Origin of the sequence: Brachybacterium sp. AG952 (assembly GCF_004362645.1) — a bacterium.
In the GTDB taxonomy this organism is placed as follows: Bacteria; Actinomycetota; Actinomycetes; order Actinomycetales; family Dermabacteraceae; genus Brachybacterium; species Brachybacterium conglomeratum.
In genome coordinates, this window is the sequence record NZ_SNXV01000008.1 from 35,251 (window position 1) to 50,197 (window position 14,947).

Consider the following 14,947-nt stretch of genomic DNA (forward strand, 5'->3'; position numbering starts at 1 on the left):
GCACCCCCGAAAGGGCACCAGAATGACCGCGCAGAGCACGCCCCGCCCCACCCCCGAGCTGCCCCGGGCCGGCGCCACCGGCATCGACCTCCAGGGCCTCAGCAAGACGTACAACTCCGGTCGAAAGCCCGTCACCGCCTTCACCGACACCGAGCTCGCCGCCGACCGCGGCGCGTTCCTGTCGCTGCTGGGTCCGTCGGGCTGCGGCAAGTCCACGATCCTGCGGATCCTCGCCGGTCTCGAGACCCCCACCGCCGGCACCGCCCTCGTGGACGGGATGAGCCCCGCCGAGCTGCGGGCCAGCTCCCGCCTCGGCATCGCCTTCCAGGACTCGGCCCTGCTGCCCTGGCGCACCGTGCGCGGCAACATCCGCCTCGCCCTCGAGGTCGCCGGGAAGCTCGAGAACGAGCCCTACATCGACGACCTCCTGGACCTCGTGGGCCTGCGCGCTTTCGAGAACGCCAAGCCCGGCCAGCTCTCCGGCGGCATGCGCCAGCGCGTGTCCATCGCCCGCGCGCTCGTGGTCAAGCCCGAGGTGCTGCTGCTGGACGAGCCCTTCGGGGCGCTGGACGACATGACCCGTCAGCGCCTGAACCTCGAGCTGCTGCGCATCTGGACCGAGAAGCCCGCCACCACCCTCATGGTCACCCACGGCATCTCCGAGGCCGTGTTCCTCTCCGACCAGGTCGCCGTCATGAGCGCACGGCCCGGCCGGATCGTCGAGGTGTTCGACGTGGACCTGCCCCGCCCCCGCACCCCCGAGATGATGCGCACCCCCGAGTTCCACGCCCTGTGCGACCACGCCTCCGAGGTCCTCTTCGGCACCCCGACCGCCGCGCTCCCCGAGAGCGCCTGAGACGGGAAGGAGACGCATCCCATGACCACCTCGACCGCCGCCGCGGAGAAGATCCCCGCCCCCGCCGCCGCGCCCCGTCGGCCGCGCGAGCCCCTGCCCCGCTGGGCGCTCGGCGCGCTCGGCACGCTCGGCGTCATCGCCGTGTGGTGGCTGCTCGCCGCGACCGTCCTGTCCGGGGCGGGCGCCGCCCAGGGCGGCGCGATCCCCACCCCCGGCGCCATCGTCGCCCAGTTCGCGGCCGACGGATGGAGCTACTACTCCCGCAACGCCTCCGTCACCCTCGCCGAGGCCGGCCTCGGCTACCTGGCCGGGAACGCGCTGGCCCTGCTGCTCGCTGGGGTGGTGATGGTGGTGCCCGCGCTCGAGCGGATCATCACTCAGCTCGGCGTGATCAGCTACTGCCTGCCGCTGGTCGCGATCGGCCCGATCATCTTCATCGTCCTCGGCCCGCCCACCTCCGGCGCCCCCTCCGGCACCGCCGTGGTCCTCGCCGCCCTGTCGGTGTTCTTCACGACCCTGGTCGGCTCCATCCTGGGCCTCCGCAGTGCCGACAAGGCCGCGCTGGACGTCATCACCGTCTACGGCGGCACCCGCCTCACCCAGCTGCGCAAGGTCCAGATCATCTCCGCCCTGCCCAGCGTCCTGAACTCCCTGAAGATCGCCGCGCCCGGCGCGCTGCTCGGCGCGGTGCTCGGCGAGTACGTCGGCGGCGTGGACCGCGGGCTCGGACCCGCGATGGTCAACGCCCAGCAGTCCCTCGAGATCGAGCGCGTGTGGGGCGTGGCCATCGTGTGCGGGCTCCTCGCCGGCGGCGCCTTCGCCGTCCTCGCGCTCATCGCCCGCTTCGCCACCCCCTGGTCCGCCGGCACCGAAGGAGGCAGGTCCTGATGACCCACGCCCTGAAGTCCCTCTCCCGCTCCACCCTCGGCGTGGCGATCTCCCTCGCCGTGGTCCTCGCGATCTGGGCCGGCGGCCTGCGGATCCTGGACGTCTCCAGCTTCATCGGCAAGGGCCCGCTGGACGTGTTCGGCTACCTCGCGCTGGACGAGGACGCCGCCGCCCACCGCGCCGCCGTCACCGAGAACCTCACCATCACCCTCGCCGATGCGGCGATCGGCTTCGTCGCCGGGCTCGCCCTCGCGCTCGTCGTCGCCGCGGCGTTCACCCTGATCCGCGGCGTGGAGGATGCGCTGCTGCCCATCGCGATGCTGCTGCGCTCCGTGCCGCTGGTCGCCATGGCCCCGATCCTCATCCTCATCTTCGGGCGCGGCACCGCCACCGTCGCCGCGATGGGCGGGATCGTGGTGCTGTTCCCGGCACTGGTCACCATCGTGCTCGGGCTGCGCTCCGCGTCCCCGGCGATGGTGGACGTGGTCTCCGTGTTCGGCGGCTCCAAGGTCGCCGCGTTCCGCAAGGTCGCCCTGCCCGCCTCGCTGCCCGCCTTCTTCACCGCGCTGCGCATCTCCATCCCGGGCGCGCTCACCGGGGCGCTGCTGGCCGAATGGCTCGCCACCGGTCAGGGCATCGGCTACCAGATCGTCTCCGACGTCTCCCGCGCCCGCTACGAGAGCGTGTGGGCGTCGGTCGTGGTCGTCACCGCCGCGTCCCTGCTCCTCTACGGCATCGTCTCCGTGCTCGAGCGGCTCGTGCTGCGCCGCATGGGCCAGACGGTCTGAGCCCGTGGACCTCTCGACCGTCGAGGAGGTGCTCGCCACCGCCGACCCCGACGACTTCCGGGCCGGGGACGCCTGGCTCGGCGGCGGCACGGTCCTGTTCTCGTACGGCAGCGACCGCCTGCGCCGCCTGCTCGATCTGCGCTCGGCCGGCTGGGAGCCGTGGGAGCTGTGGGAGAGCGGCCTCGAGATCGCCTCGACCTGCACCATCGCCCAGCTCTACGCCCTCCCCGGCAGCGAGGCGCCCTACGGCGTGCTCCGCCCCGGCACGGCCCGGCAGGCGCGGGCAGGCGGGTTCCCGAGCGTCGAGGAGTGGCCCGCGACCGCGCTCATCCGCCCGTGCTGCGACGCGTTCGTCGCCTCCTTCAAGATCTGGAACACCTCCACCGTGGGCGGCAATGTCGCCACCGCCCTCCCCGCCGGGCCCATGACCTCCCTGCTCGCGGGCCTGGACGCCGACGCGCTGCTGTGGGCGCCGGGCGGCGGGAAGCGTCGCGTCCCGGTCGCGCAGCTCGTGCTCGGCGACGGCCGCACCGTGCTCGGCCGCGGGGAGCTGATCCGCTCCTTCCTCATCCCGCGCGCGTCGCTGGAGTCCCGGGCGGCGTTCCGGCGGCTGTCCCTGTCGAACCTGGGCCGCTCCGGTGCACTGCTCATCGGCCGTGACCTGGGCGATGGGCGCCTGCGCCTGACGATCACCGCCGCGACCGTGCGGCCCGTGCAGCTCGAGGTGCCGCTCGGCGCCGGGGACGCGGAGGTGGCTCGGCGGGTGGAGGCGGCGCTGCCGGACCGGCTCGTCCACGACGACATCCACGGCCTGCCCGAGTGGCGGCGCGACATGTCCGTGCTGCTCGCCCAGGAGATCGTCGCCGAGCTCAGCGCCCCTCCCGCCCCGGTGCGGGAGGCGGCGCATCCGCTCGAGGGCGCGGGCGGGCACCTGCGCTGAGCGGGTCTGCGCCCGCGGCACCTCGACACGCATCGTCCCGCGCCGCCCCGGCCCCGCACGACCCCGTCGGCCGACCCCCGACGACCCGACCCCCAGGAGACCCCTCATGCCCCACGCCCCGTGCGACACCCTGATCCACTCCGCGCACCTGGTCGTGGACCGCGGGCGCGAGCTGCCCGGCGGCTGGATCGCGCTCACCGGCGGGCGGGTCGCCGCCGTCGGCGCGGCCGATGAGCCGACGCCCGAGGCGGCCGAGCGGGTCGACGCCGGCGGGCGCCTGGTCACCCCGGGGCTCATCAACACCCACCACCACATGTACCAGAACCTCACCCGCGCCTACGCCCCGGCGATCAACGGGTCCCTGTTCGACTGGCTGACCGCCCTGTACCCGGTGTGGGCGCAGCTGGACGTCGACGACATCGAGATCTCCACCTATATCGCGATGATCGAGCTGCTGATGGGCGGCTGCACCACCAGCTCCGACCACCTCTACGTCCACCCCCGACCGGGCTTCGTCGACGCGCAGGTGCGCGCCGCCCGCGAGGTGGGGATGCGGTTCGTCGCCACCCGCGGATCCATGACCCGCTCCGTCGAGGACGGGGGCCTGCCCCCGGCGTCCGTCGTCCAGGACCACGACGAGGACGACTACTGCGCCGAGGTGTACGGCTGCCGCCCCGTCGAGTACCTCGAGCGAGTGGGCTGGGCGGAGGAGCGCACCTGGCTCGCCCACTTCATCTACCCCAGCGAAACCGAGGTCGCGCGGCTCGGCCGCACGGGCGTCTCCGCCACCCAGTGCCCGAGCTCCAACATGATGATCGGCCACGGGACGATGGACGCCCTGCGCTGGAAGGAGCTCGGGATGACAGTGGGGCTCGGCTGCGACGGCTCCGCCTCCACCGACAGCGCGTCGCTGTGGATGGAGACCCGCAACGCCCTCCTGCTCGGCCGGCTCCGCAACGGCCCCGCCCCAATATTCCCGGGTGCCGTGGCGGCGCATCAGCCTGTTCATGCTGATCTCCTACGGCCTGTTCGCGCTGGCCGCCGCGCCGTTCTGGTTCCTGCCCGACGGCATCGCCCACCCTGCCTTCACCCCCGTGATCGCGGTCGGGATGTGGGCGCCCTCCGCGGCCTCCCTGATCATGGCCAAGGGCGTCGAGCGGGTCTCCTGGCGCACCCGCTTCGGCCTGCGGTTCCGCGGACGCTGGACGCGGATCCTCGCCTGGATGCCGCTCGGGCTCGTGCTGGTCGTCGCGATCCTGCTGCTCAGCGAGCTGGTCGCCGCCGTGCGCGGCGTCCCGGTGGATCTCACCGGTCGCACCTGGCTCGAGACCGGCATGGCCCAGTTCGCCGAGCAGACCGGGCAGGAGATCCCGGCGATCGCCCTCGTGCTGATCACTGCCGCCACCGTGTTCGCCGGCCTCGCCGTGACGATACTCGCGACCCTCGGCGAGGAGATCGGCTGGCGCGGCTGGCTGTGGCCGGCGCTGACGCCGCTGGGCCGGATCCCCGCCGCGCTCGTCGGCGGTGTCTTCTGGTCGCTGTGGCACCTGCCCGTCGTGCTCATCGGCTACAACTAACCCCGGCGCGGACCGGGTGGCGGCGGTGGCGATGTTCCTGCTTCCCTGCATCGCGATGACGCTGCTGTTCGGAGCCCTCACCGACCGCGCCGGCGGCAGCCCGCTGCCCGCAGCGCTCGCGCACGCCGGGATCAACACCCTCTCCGGCGTGCTCCTCGGGATCGTCGCCACCACCCAGACGATGGCGCACTACTCGCACTTCCTCGACGGTCCCCTCGGGATCGCCGGCGTGCTCCTCATGGCCGCGGCCGGGGGACTGCTGCTCCTCGGCCGGCGCGAGCCCGCGCTGCCGCGTCTGGACCCGCTCGGCGACGGACGGGTCCGGCAGGCGAGCCCGGCCGACGGGTGAGCCCGCCGGGCCGGGCGCTTCATCGCCCCTGCCGCCGGTACTCCCGCGGCGTCATCCCGCATGCCTCGCTCACGTGCTCGTAGAAGCTGGACAGGGACCCGAACCCGGCCTCCTCGGCGATCTCGGTGACGCGCAGCGACGTGGTCAGCAGCAGGCGCTGCGCCTCGGCGACGCGGCACATGGTCACGTACTGCCCGAGGGTCACGCCGACGGTGCGGCGGAACACGGTCATCGCATGGGAGGGGGTCAGGTGCACGGCCGCGGCGACGTCGGCGATGCGCAGCTCGGAGCGGTGATGGTCGCGCACGAACTGCGCCATGGCGCTGACCTGCCGGAGCCGCTCGGCGGGGACGGAGCCGGCCCCGTCGGCCGGGAGCGCCGGGGTGGCGCGGGAGGAGGCGCGCAGCACGCGGCGCACCGCGGCCTGGATCTCGAGCAGCGCGATCTCCAGCCCGTCGGCGTCGGCGGCGTCATCGGCTGCGTCTGCACCGGCGGCCCCGACGGAAGTGCCGCCCGGCGCGTCGGCCGATCCGTCCTCGGAGGGGTCACCCCGCCCGTCGGTCGGTGCCGTGCCCGGAGGCACGCCGACCTCGCTGCCCTCGATCTCGCGCCCCCACTGCTCGGCCATGTGCGCGATGCGGCGGGCGAGCTCGGGAGCGCGGGTGATCAGCGGCTGCGCGCCGAGCAGGGGAGCGGTCTGCGACTCCGGCAGCCCCCAGGAGAGGAACTGCGCGAAGGGCACGTGCAGCCAGCACATGTCTCCGGTGCGCGAGTCGACCAGGCCGTGCGGCTGCGCCGCCCAGAACACCGCGATCTCGCCCTCGCCGATCGTCAGGCTCTGCCCGCCGAAGAGGTAGTGCAGCCGGCCGTCGAGGACGAGGTTGATCTCCACGTCGTCGTGGCGGTGCATCGAGAGCATCGCCGGCGGTGCGCCGCGCCGCACCCACAGCCCCGGCGGCCGCTCCTCGACCCGCTCGTCGATCCATCCCTCGCTCATGCGCCCACGGTAGTCGCGCCATGACCTCGGCCATCGAAGGATCCTGGAACTTCCACCGAGGATCCCGGGAGACCTCCGGCGCGGTGCGCACCTAGCGTGGCCGCATGACGACGACGTATCTCAAGAACCCCAAGATCACCCTCATCGGCGCCGGCGGCTTCGTGTTCCCGTTCCGGCTGCTCGGCGACATCCTCTCCTTCCCCGCGCTGCGCGAGTCGACGCTGACGCTGATGGACGTGAACCCGGACAAGCTCGGCCCTGTCGCGGCCGCGACCCGCGAGCTCGTCGCCCACCACGGCTTCGGCGCCACGGTCGAGGAGACCATCGACCGCCGGGCGGCGCTGGACGGCGCCGACATCGTCATCATCACCTTCCAGGTGGGCGGCGTGGAGTCCTACCGCCACGACGTCGAGATCCCGCGGAAGTACGGGATCGACCAGACCGTCGGCGACACCGTCGGCCCCGGCGGCGTGTTCCGCTTCCTGCGCTCGGTCGCCGCCTACGACGAGATCGCGGCCGACGCCCTCGAGGTCTGCCCCGGCGCCACCTTCATCAACTACGCCAACCCCATGGCGATGGCCACCGCGTACCTGAGCGCCAAGGGCCTGCGCACGGTGGGGCTGTGCCACAGCGTCCAGGGCACCACCCGCATGCTCGCCCGCACCCTCGAGATCCCCTACGACGAAATCTCCTACCGCTGCGCCGGCATCAACCACCAGGCCTGGATCCTCGAGTTCATGCACGGCCAGGAGGACCTCTACCCGCGGCTGCGGGAGGTGATGGCCGCGAAGCATCGGCGCGGGCGCGGGGCCGCGGATCTCGCCGGCGACGACGGCGACCATTCCGAGGCCGCGGAGGCGGCCAGCACCTACGAGGGCGGCAATGAGCAGGTCCGCACCGCGATCATGAACGCCTTCGGCTACTTCCAGACCGAGTCCAGCCACCACGCCTCCGAGTACCTGCCCTACTTCCGCAAGAGCCCCGAGCTGGTGAGCGAGTACATCCCCGAGCGCTGGGACTACTACGAGATCTGCGCCGCCCACGACGACCAGGGCGACATCGACGCGCAGCTCGAGCGGCTCAAGGCCGAGCTCGCCCCGAGCGTCGAGTACGGCGCGAGCATCGTGAACTCGATCGTCACCGGCACGCCGTCGGTCATCCACGGGAACGTCCCCAACCGCGGCGCGCTCATCCAGAACCTCCCGGACGACGCCTGCGTGGAGGTGCCCTGCCTGGTCGACGCCCGCGGCGTGCAGCCCACCGCGATCGGCGAGCTGCCCCCGCAGCTCGCTGCCGTCAACCGCACCAACGTCAACGTGCAGACCCTCGCCGTGCGCGCGGCGCTCGAGGGCGAGCTCGAGAACGTCTTCCACGCCGTGGCGCTGGATCCGCTGACCGCCGCGCTGCTCACCCTCGAGGACGCCCGCGCGATGACCGAGGAGCTGCTCGCCGCGCACGCCGACCGGCTGCCGGCGCGGCTGAAGGAGGGCTGAGGACGACCGACGGGCGGGCGTCTCGAGGCGCCCGACCGCACCCTTCCACTCCATTGCTCAAAGGAGAGCGATCACGTGAGACCCCCGACCCCGCCACGACGACAGATACTCGCCGTCGCCGGCATCTCGATGACCGGCGCGCTCGCCGCCTGCGCCGGCGAGGACACCGGCACACGGCACCTGCGGCTGTCCTCCTGGAACATCCCCACCGACCTCGACTCCTACCAGGCCATCGCCGACAGGTTCGTCGAGGACCACCCCGGCTCGTCGGTCGCCGTCGAGGTGACCACCGGATCCTTCCACCAGTGGTTCATCACCCGACTCGCCGCCGACCTCGCCCCCGACATCATCCGGATCACCCCGCAGCAGATCGGCCGGTACGCTGCGAACGGAAGTCTCCTCGACCTCTCCCCGGCGATCCCTGCCGACTACCAGGAGGACTGGAGCGACCCGTTCTGGGCGATCGGCCAGCGGGAGAACGGCATCTTCGGCGTCTTCCAGCACACCGACAACTTCATCACCTTCTACAACCGCACGGTGATGTAGCAGATCGGCGTGCAGCCGCCCACCGCACTGGAGGACGCCTGGACCTGGGACCAGTTCCTGGAGATCGCCGCCGAGGTCAAGCAGGCCACCGGCAACTACGCCTTCTCCTACGGATGGAGCGGCCCGGACACTGCCTACCGGTGGATGCCGCTGATCTACCAGAACGGCGGCGCCTTCCTCGGCGAGGACGGACTCACCCCCTCGATGGACACCGACGCCGCGATCGAGGCGCTCGCCTTCGGCCGGCAGTGGTACGCCGACGGACTCGTCAGCCCCAGCAACATGAGCAAGTCCGGCGGCGGGCACGTCGACTTCGACCTGTTCACCACCGGCCAGGTGGGCATGGCGCTGACCAACCCCGAGGCGATCGCCGCCTTCGACGAGGCCATGCCGGAGGAGTGGGGCACCGCCCCCATGATCCGCAACGTCGGCGAAGCCTCCGACCTCGGCGGCAACGCCCTCGCCGTCACCCGCTCCGCACGCGAGCCGGAGCTCGCCGCCGAGCTGGTCGCCTACATGACCAGCCGCGAGAACATCCAGGAGTTCTGCCACAACGGGAACTGGATCCCCTCCCGCACCTCGCTGGATGCGGAGGACATCGGCTACGCCGCCCACGAGGACGTCATGCAGCAGTTCATCGACCAGGGCACCACGATCCCGCTGTCCATGGTGAAGGCGCAGTCCGGGGAGTACTTCAGCTCCTTGAACGCCGTGTTCGCCGACTACCTCGACCTGTGCCTCATCGGTCAGCTCACCCCGCAGGAGGCCTCGGCCCAGATGATGGAGGCGATGCTCAGTGTCACGTCCCGCTGACCGGCGAAACCGCCTGACTCCCTACGTGTTCATCGGCCCCGCGGCCCTGCTGTTCGCCGCCTTCTCCCTGATCCCGATCGTCATCGCGATCACGCTCAGCTTCCAGGACACCCAGACCCTCGGCGAGGGGCAGTGGGTGGGGGTGGACAACTTCGCCCAGCTCGGCTCCGACCGGCTCTTCCGCACCGCCCTGATCAACACCCTCGTGTTCACCATCGGCACCGTCCCCACCGCGATGGCGGCAGGGCTGACGCTCGCCGTCGCCCTGAACCGGCCCCTGCCGGGCCGGGGCGTGCTGCGGGCGATGTTCTTCGTCCCGATGGTCGCCGCCGGCGTCGTGGTCGGCGTGATCGTGTCGTGGATCTTCAACGTCGACTACGGCGTCGCCAACAACGCCCTCGCCCTGCTCGGCGTGGACCGGATCCCGTGGCTTACCTCGCCGAACATGGCCATGTTCACGCTGATCATCGTGGTGGTGTGGACCCGGATCGGCTTCTGCATGGTGATCTACCTCGGAGCGCTCCAGTCGATCCCTTCCGAGCTCAAGGAGGCCGCATCCATCGACGGCGCCGACCGGTGGGCGCGCTTCCGCTCCATCACCGTCCCGATGCTCACCCCCACCACCTCCATCCTCCTGATCCTCAACGTGGTGTTCTCGCTCCAGGCCTTCGACGTCATCTACGTGATGACCGGCGGCGGCCCGGGCTTCTCCACCACGGTCCTCATCCAGTACGTGTTCCGCTCCGCCTTCCAGGACGGTCAGATGGGCTACGCCGCCGCGCTCGGCCTGGTCCTCGTCGGGATCCTGCTGGTCTTCACCCTGCTGCGGCAGCAGGCGTCCAAGAGAGCGGAGAGCTTCCTATGAGCACCACCGTGAAACCTGCACCGGCCCGGACCGAGAACGCACTCCCCGAGGGCGCGCGACGTCGCACGTCCCGCACCTCCCCACGGCGCTGGCTGCTCGTCGCCGCGCTCGCCCTTCTCGCTCTGCTGATGGTCTTCCCGCTGTACTGGATGGTGATCTCCGCGCTCACCCCCGGTGGGCAGTCCCAGAGCTCGCAGTTCTACCTGTGGCCCGAGGCTCCGACCCTGTCGAACTTCTCCGAGGTGTTCTCCACCCAGCCCGTGTGGCGATGGATCGGGAACTCGCTGCTCATCGCCGTGGTCACGACCGCGATCTCGGTGTGCGTCTCACTCGGAGCCGGGTACGCGCTGGCGAAGTACCGCTTCTGGGGGAAGGGCCTGCTGTACAGCGCCTTCCTCATCACGATCATGATCCCGATCCAGGTGACGCTCGTGCCGTCGTTCCTCGTCGTCGCGCGGCTGGGGCTCGTCGACTCCCCATGGGCGGTCATCCTCCCCACGGCCTTCGACGTGGTCGGCATCTTCATCGCCCGACAGTTCATGCTCTCCGTGCCGAACGCGCTGGTCGAGGCCGCCCGGGTCGACGGGGCGGGGGAGTTCCGCGCCTTCTTCCAGGTGGTGCTGCCCACCTGCGGCCCGCTCATCGGGGTGCTCGTGATCCTCGCGTTCATGGCCCGATGGAACGACTTCCTCTGGCCGATGGTGGTGTTGCAGGGCAACGAGAGCCTCACGGTCCCCGTCGCGCTCTCCACGCTCACCAACAATCCGGCCTTCGCCTCCCCGTGGGGTGCGGTGATGGCGGTCGCGACCATCACGGTGCTGCCGATCCTGGTGGTGTTCCTGGCGTTCCAGCGGCAGTTCGTGCAGGGGATCGCGAGCACGGGGGTCAAGTGAGGTCCTCCTGTGCGCAAGCCCCGATAGCCCCTGCCACATGGCCGACGGCGTGACGTCCCGAGATTCGCGACCGACCCCGACGGCGGCCCCGCCACCTGATGAGACCTCGGAGTGGTGGCGGAGCCGCCGTCGGAGTGCGGCTGCTAGCCGGCTTCGGGCGACGAGCGCGACTGCTTCGAGTTCAGATCATCGTGAGGGCTCCGCCGCCAGTTCGAGGTCGTCGTCCCCGAAGCCATCAGCGAAGGCACTGGAATCTGGGCGAGCCGACTCGGTCATGCCCTGCGCGGCGAGCTGCTGGCTCTCACGGAACTGTGCCGCTTCAGGGTCTTCGCGGAACTCGATCAGGTCACCGGCAACCTCAGCAAGGTGCTCGCGGACCTCGACGGGGGTGGCATAGAAGAACTCGCGGCGCAGGTTCACACGGTTCACTCGCTTGTCGGCGAAGCGACGATGCAGCTCTGCTTCCACTCCTACCGCATCGTCGGCGAAGAACAGAGCATGGACATCGAAGCCGAAGGGCACTGATGCGTCACCGAGCTCCCGCACGCGATCCATGGGGTCGAGGCGGCGGGTCAGACCGATCTTCACCATCCGCTGGCCGAACGCTCCGACGTTCGAGATGACGTAGACATACCCTGCGCGGATGTTGGCGGCGCGCTGGTCGACGTCCTCGATGCCCTGCTGGATCTCCGCGAGCTTGGCCTCCATGCGCGCGAGCCCTTCGTCATCGCCCTTGTCGTGCATCGACTGGCGGATGTTCTCGTAGTGCGCGAGCTCCTTGCGCAGACGATCGCGTTCCGCTTCGAGCTCCCGCTCGGCCTTTGCCTGCTCGCGCAGCTCGGCACGTCGCTCCTTCTCGAGCTCCCGCTCGAATGCCTTTGCCTTCGCATGCCGAACTGCAAGCCGCAGTTCGCGCACCTTCAGCTCGATGTAGCTGGTTGAGATTTCGCCGTCGAAGGTGTCGAGGAGTTTTCCGATCGCATCTGCCGAGCGCGCGATCTTCTGAGCACTTGCGTCCTCGTTGTTCGCTGTCGCGGCCGCGATCACGGCGTCAGCCTCCGCATTGAAAGCACGCAGGGCGAGGGTGGCCATCCTGGTCGCCGCGCGACGTCGTTTCGCGGGGGTGAGACCGGTCGTGTCGGCCTCCTTGGCAATCGTGACCGCAGAACCGTCCTTGACCGCGGACTTGATCTCGGTGCGCAGATCGCGCAGCTCGCCGCTGAGTCCGATGGAGTCCTGCGCCGGATGCGTGCGGTCGAAATCTCCGGCGCTGTCCATCGTGAGGTCGACGTTGAACTGCGCTACCTCGGCCCGGACCGTCTGAAGGTCCTTCCTGGCCTTGCTGAGCTGGTTCCGCGACTTCGCAAGTGCATCCTCGTTCTCGACGATCTCGGGTCCGCCGTGCTCCTTGACCCAGCGATCCATCGACGCATATGCACGGCTGCCGGCATCGAGGCGTGACTCGAGCAGGTCGATCTGCTTGCTCTGCCAGCCGAGAAGCTCTTGCGCCTTCGGCGTGAGGAGGAACTTGTCGAGAACGCCGAGCTCGGGCTGGGCCTGCGGCTGGGATGCGTGGGTCATGGAGATGGCCTTTCATCGAAGCTGGGTGGTATGCCTGGATCGTATGGCGAGGGCCAGACATCGGAGTGCGACGTGACGGTTCCGTGACAGGGCACAGCGCATGCATGTTTCCACCGGTCACGCCCGGATTTCGGCACCGACCTGCCCTCCACAGCACTGGGCTGTCCACAGCGACATTCGCGACGGCTGTGAGGAGACGACGATGGCCGTATGCCGAAGAAGAAGAGGCGCCGCAAACCCCGCTCAACGTCTCCGTCGCGACCGAGAGCTGCGGCCTCGGACCCCCGCTCAGCCATCGACAGCCTGTTGGACCAGTTCGTGATCTGCCGCTGCTCCGCGGTATCCCTGGAGCAGGCGGTCGACGAAGCTGACCATGTCAAGCCGCTGCTCGTCTTCCTCGTCGGCTCCCACGGGGATCCCGCCGAGATCCGGTGGACCGAGGAGAGGATCCGTCATCTGCTCCTCGAGCTCGTGCCTCGTCACCAATGGCAGCCGAGGGTGATGCTGTTCGCGCAGATCGCCGCGCTCGGCGAATTCTTCGAGATCCTCGCGGCGCATCGACGCTGGCATCGTGAGAACATGGAGGTCGGAGCGGCGCGGGCGCTTCTCGGCGAGCTGGTTCTCCCGGCTCTCGAAGCGGTCGAAGACCCCCCACGCCCCTCGACACCGGAGAACATCTGCGCCTACGCCGCTTCCCTCGGCGTCCGCGTCGACGACGCCGCGTCGCTGGCGAAGTTCACGGCCTGGTTCAACGGTCACCTCACGCGAGAGCAGCGTCTGCAGATCTCGAGCACCGGGCGATTCGAGGGGTGGCCCCCGAATCCGTCCGAGTCCGCGTGAGGTCAGCGCCCTGCCCGCAGGTGCCGTGAGCCCCAGCTTCTCTGCAGGCGCGCGGGGACTGGGCCGATGCTGATCTCCGCGCACCGCCTGAACGGCCGATCCACCCTGCGTCCAGCCAGACGTGAAGGGGCGAGATGCTGGGAGCAGAGCGCGGCGAGCGTGTGCCGGATGTAGTCCAGCGTCGTGTGATCAGGCGACTTGGACGCGGGCATCTCCAGTGACGTACTCCAGGGAGAGCTCCCCGCCGACGGCCTCGAGGTAGCCCCGGATCGTCCCGACCTTGGTGCTCTCCAGGTCGCCATGCTCGATCTTGGACACCTGGCGCTGCGTGACCCCGATGAGGTCGGCGAGCTGCTGCTGGGTGAGGCCGGCCGCCTCGCGCAGCTCCCGCAGTCTGTGGGCGCGGACCTCGGAGAGCATCCGCTCCTTGTGCTGGTCGACCTTCGTGCGGTCCACCGGGTTCTCTGCGAGGAATTCCTTCATCGACATCGCCATCTCGGTCACTCTCCTTCCAGCCTGCGCAGATGTTCATCGAACAGGTCGTCGGCGAGGGGGATGTTTCGCCGATACCAACTCGTCCAGTTCCCGGACTTGTCGCCGGCGACCAGGAGGATCGCCTGTCGGCCGGGATCGAAGGCGAACAGGATGCGCAGCTCGCTACTGCCTGACGAACCCGGTCTGAGCTCCTTCATCCTCCTGTGCCGTGACCCGGACACCGTATCCACGAGCGGCCGCCCCAGATGAGGGCCGTGCTCCTCGAGGAGTTCCACCGCGGCGACGACCTGCTCACGGGAGTCGTCGTCCAGTGCCCGCAGCCAGTCGGCGATCGCAGCGATGTCCACCTGCCACATCACCTCACCCTAGAACCTGTAGGTTCTACAGGCAAGATGTGGGTGACTGCGGTCGCTGGGGCTGGCAAGGCGGTTCCACGCTGCGGTGACCTGCATTCCGCTCTCGCGTGCACCACTCACCCCTGCACCAGCTCCCGCCGCGCCGCCGCCAGCACCTCCGTCAGCCCCTCGAGCAGCGTCGACGGCGCCCTCGCCACCTGCCAGTACAGCGCCGAGGTGACAGGCTCGCCGCCGAGCGCGACCAGATCCCCGCTCGCCAGCAGCGGCTCGGCCTGCATGGTCAGAAGCATCCCCCAGCCGAGCCCGGCGACGACCGCGTAGGTCAGGTCATGGGTGGAGGGGACGAGATGGCGCGGAGCCATCGCGGGGTCCACGCCCTGCGTGCGTAGCCAGGCTGATTGGAGGTCGCCCTGCGCGTCGAGCCTGATCGCGGCGCTCGATGGCGAGCTCGAGAACGTCTTCCACGCCGTAGCGCTGGAGCGGCTGACCGCCGCGCTGCTCACCCTCGAGGACTCCCGCGCGATGACCGAGGAGCTGCGGGCCGCGCATGCGGACCGGCTGCCGGAGCGGCTGCGGGATGGCTGAGTCCGACCGGCGGCTGGTCGACCGCTCGAGGCGCGTCGCTGATCCGACGGTCTGCGTGAGGTCTCCGTCACGCCTTGCCGAGCTC

The 14,947-nt window shown here is 70.3% G+C and carries 17 protein-coding genes and 1 pseudogene; 12 read left to right on the forward strand and 6 right to left on the reverse strand.

Annotated features, from left to right (window positions below):
- Positions 1–22 precede the first annotated feature (22 nt).
- From DEU31_RS16210 to DEU31_RS16235, 6 genes are all read left to right on the forward strand, one after another.
- On the forward strand, positions 23–856 hold the full coding sequence (locus DEU31_RS16210; protein ID WP_133677885.1) for an ABC transporter ATP-binding protein: 834 nt from the start codon (positions 23–25) through the stop codon (positions 854–856).
- A 21-nt stretch (positions 857–877) separates the two neighbouring features.
- A complete protein-coding gene (locus DEU31_RS16215) occupies positions 878–1,744 on the forward strand; it encodes an ABC transporter permease subunit (RefSeq protein ID WP_133677886.1) in 867 nt (288 codons plus the stop codon).
- Positions 1,744–2,532, forward strand: a complete 789-nt coding sequence (locus DEU31_RS16220) for an ABC transporter permease subunit (RefSeq protein WP_133677887.1) — start codon at positions 1,744–1,746, stop codon at positions 2,530–2,532. Before DEU31_RS16215 ends, DEU31_RS16220 begins: the two co-directional genes overlap by 1 nt.
- Positions 2,533–2,536: 4 nt before the next feature.
- Entirely contained in the window at positions 2,537–3,472 is a 936-nt protein-coding gene (locus DEU31_RS16225; protein WP_133677888.1) for an FAD binding domain-containing protein, read from the forward strand.
- Between the two features lie 1,007 nt (positions 3,473–4,479).
- Positions 4,480–5,049, forward strand: a complete 570-nt coding sequence (locus tag DEU31_RS16970) for a CPBP family intramembrane glutamic endopeptidase (RefSeq protein ID WP_208110001.1) — start codon at positions 4,480–4,482, stop codon at positions 5,047–5,049.
- 31 nt (positions 5,050–5,080) lie between these two features.
- A complete protein-coding gene (locus tag DEU31_RS16235) occupies positions 5,081–5,398 on the forward strand; it encodes a hypothetical protein (RefSeq protein ID WP_133677889.1) in 318 nt (105 codons plus the stop codon).
- A gap of 19 nt (positions 5,399–5,417) precedes the next feature.
- Here DEU31_RS16235 and DEU31_RS16240 read toward each other — a convergent pair whose 3' ends face one another.
- A complete protein-coding gene (locus DEU31_RS16240; protein WP_133677890.1) occupies positions 5,418–6,395 on the reverse strand; it encodes a helix-turn-helix domain-containing protein in 978 nt (325 codons plus the stop codon).
- A 104-nt stretch (positions 6,396–6,499) separates the two neighbouring features.
- Between DEU31_RS16240 and DEU31_RS16245 the strand changes: the two genes are divergently transcribed.
- The 4 genes and pseudogenes from DEU31_RS16245 (at position 6,500) to DEU31_RS16260 (ending at position 11,005) form a co-directional block, all read left to right on the forward strand.
- Complete coding sequence (locus DEU31_RS16245; protein WP_133677891.1) at positions 6,500–7,888, forward strand: alpha-glucosidase/alpha-galactosidase; 1,389 nt, start codon at positions 6,500–6,502, stop codon at positions 7,886–7,888.
- Between the two features lie 129 nt (positions 7,889–8,017).
- Positions 8,018–9,247: pseudogene (locus tag DEU31_RS16250) on the forward strand (sugar ABC transporter substrate-binding protein).
- Between the two features lie 25 nt (positions 9,248–9,272).
- The gene (locus DEU31_RS16255) at positions 9,273–10,112 is read left to right on the forward strand and encodes a sugar ABC transporter permease (RefSeq protein WP_243733869.1); all 840 of its coding nucleotides are present in this window, start codon (positions 9,273–9,275) and stop codon (positions 10,110–10,112) included.
- Positions 10,109–11,005: a carbohydrate ABC transporter permease gene (locus DEU31_RS16260; RefSeq protein WP_133677893.1), complete on the forward strand. Its 897-nt coding sequence runs from the start codon at positions 10,109–10,111 to the stop codon at positions 11,003–11,005. The genes DEU31_RS16255 and DEU31_RS16260 overlap by 4 nt, the downstream gene beginning before the upstream one ends.
- A gap of 186 nt (positions 11,006–11,191) precedes the next feature.
- Here DEU31_RS16260 and DEU31_RS16265 read toward each other — a convergent pair whose 3' ends face one another.
- Both DEU31_RS16265 and DEU31_RS16890 read right to left on the reverse strand, forming a co-directional pair.
- Positions 11,192–12,586, reverse strand: a complete 1,395-nt coding sequence (locus tag DEU31_RS16265; RefSeq protein WP_133677894.1) for a DUF4041 domain-containing protein — start codon at positions 12,584–12,586, stop codon at positions 11,192–11,194.
- 288 nt (positions 12,587–12,874) lie between these two features.
- Positions 12,875–13,042, reverse strand: a complete 168-nt coding sequence (locus tag DEU31_RS16890) for a hypothetical protein (RefSeq protein ID WP_166649557.1) — start codon at positions 13,040–13,042, stop codon at positions 12,875–12,877.
- Between the two features lie 45 nt (positions 13,043–13,087).
- Here DEU31_RS16890 and DEU31_RS16270 point away from each other — a divergent pair, with 45 nt between their 5' ends.
- Positions 13,088–13,426, forward strand: coding sequence for a hypothetical protein (locus DEU31_RS16270; protein ID WP_133677895.1), 339 nt, complete (start codon positions 13,088–13,090; stop codon positions 13,424–13,426).
- 189 nt (positions 13,427–13,615) lie between these two features.
- On the opposite strand, the gene DEU31_RS16275 is transcribed toward DEU31_RS16270, so the two are convergent.
- The 3 genes from DEU31_RS16275 to DEU31_RS16285 all read right to left on the reverse strand — a co-directional run bounded on the left by DEU31_RS16275 (position 13,616) and on the right by DEU31_RS16285 (position 14,639).
- Positions 13,616–13,921, reverse strand: coding sequence for a helix-turn-helix transcriptional regulator (locus DEU31_RS16275; RefSeq protein ID WP_133677896.1), 306 nt, complete (start codon positions 13,919–13,921; stop codon positions 13,616–13,618).
- A gap of 5 nt (positions 13,922–13,926) precedes the next feature.
- Entirely contained in the window at positions 13,927–14,277 is a 351-nt protein-coding gene (locus DEU31_RS16280; protein ID WP_133677897.1) for a type II toxin-antitoxin system RelE/ParE family toxin, read from the reverse strand.
- Positions 14,278–14,393: 116 nt separating this feature from the next.
- The gene (locus DEU31_RS16285) at positions 14,394–14,639 is read right to left on the reverse strand and encodes a hypothetical protein (RefSeq protein WP_208110002.1); all 246 of its coding nucleotides are present in this window, start codon (positions 14,637–14,639) and stop codon (positions 14,394–14,396) included.
- A gap of 19 nt (positions 14,640–14,658) precedes the next feature.
- On the opposite strand from DEU31_RS16285, the gene DEU31_RS16290 reads away from it, so the two are divergent.
- On the forward strand, positions 14,659–14,862 hold the full coding sequence (locus DEU31_RS16290) for a hypothetical protein (RefSeq protein WP_243733870.1): 204 nt from the start codon (positions 14,659–14,661) through the stop codon (positions 14,860–14,862).
- The last annotated feature ends 85 nt before the right edge of the window (positions 14,863–14,947 follow it).

Bases quoted from the DNA above. Each gene is read 5' to 3' on its own strand.
- DEU31_RS16210 (WP_133677885.1), top strand. From the start codon at position 23: ATGACCGCGCAGAGCACGCCCCGCCCCACCCCCGAGCTGCCCCGGGCC.
- DEU31_RS16215 (WP_133677886.1), top strand. From the start codon at position 878: ATGACCACCTCGACCGCCGCCGCGGAGAAGATCCCCGCCCCCGCCGCC.
- DEU31_RS16220 (WP_133677887.1), top strand. From the start codon at position 1,744: ATGACCCACGCCCTGAAGTCCCTCTCCCGCTCCACCCTCGGCGTGGCG.
- DEU31_RS16970 (WP_208110001.1), top strand. From the start codon at position 4,480: ATGCTGATCTCCTACGGCCTGTTCGCGCTGGCCGCCGCGCCGTTCTGG.
- DEU31_RS16235 (WP_133677889.1), top strand. From the start codon at position 5,081: ATGTTCCTGCTTCCCTGCATCGCGATGACGCTGCTGTTCGGAGCCCTC.
- DEU31_RS16240 (WP_133677890.1), bottom strand. From the start codon at position 6,395: ATGAGCGAGGGATGGATCGACGAGCGGGTCGAGGAGCGGCCGCCGGGG.
- DEU31_RS16245 (WP_133677891.1), top strand. From the start codon at position 6,500: ATGACGACGACGTATCTCAAGAACCCCAAGATCACCCTCATCGGCGCC.
- DEU31_RS16260 (WP_133677893.1), top strand. From the start codon at position 10,109: ATGAGCACCACCGTGAAACCTGCACCGGCCCGGACCGAGAACGCACTC.
- DEU31_RS16265 (WP_133677894.1), bottom strand. From the start codon at position 12,586: ATGACCCACGCATCCCAGCCGCAGGCCCAGCCCGAGCTCGGCGTTCTC.
- DEU31_RS16890 (WP_166649557.1), bottom strand. From the start codon at position 13,042: ATGACGGATCCTCTCCTCGGTCCACCGGATCTCGGCGGGATCCCCGTG.
- DEU31_RS16270 (WP_133677895.1), top strand. From the start codon at position 13,088: ATGCTGTTCGCGCAGATCGCCGCGCTCGGCGAATTCTTCGAGATCCTC.
- DEU31_RS16275 (WP_133677896.1), bottom strand. From the start codon at position 13,921: ATGGCGATGTCGATGAAGGAATTCCTCGCAGAGAACCCGGTGGACCGC.
- DEU31_RS16280 (WP_133677897.1), bottom strand. From the start codon at position 14,277: ATGTGGCAGGTGGACATCGCTGCGATCGCCGACTGGCTGCGGGCACTG.
- DEU31_RS16285 (WP_208110002.1), bottom strand. From the start codon at position 14,639: ATGGCTCCGCGCCATCTCGTCCCCTCCACCCATGACCTGACCTACGCG.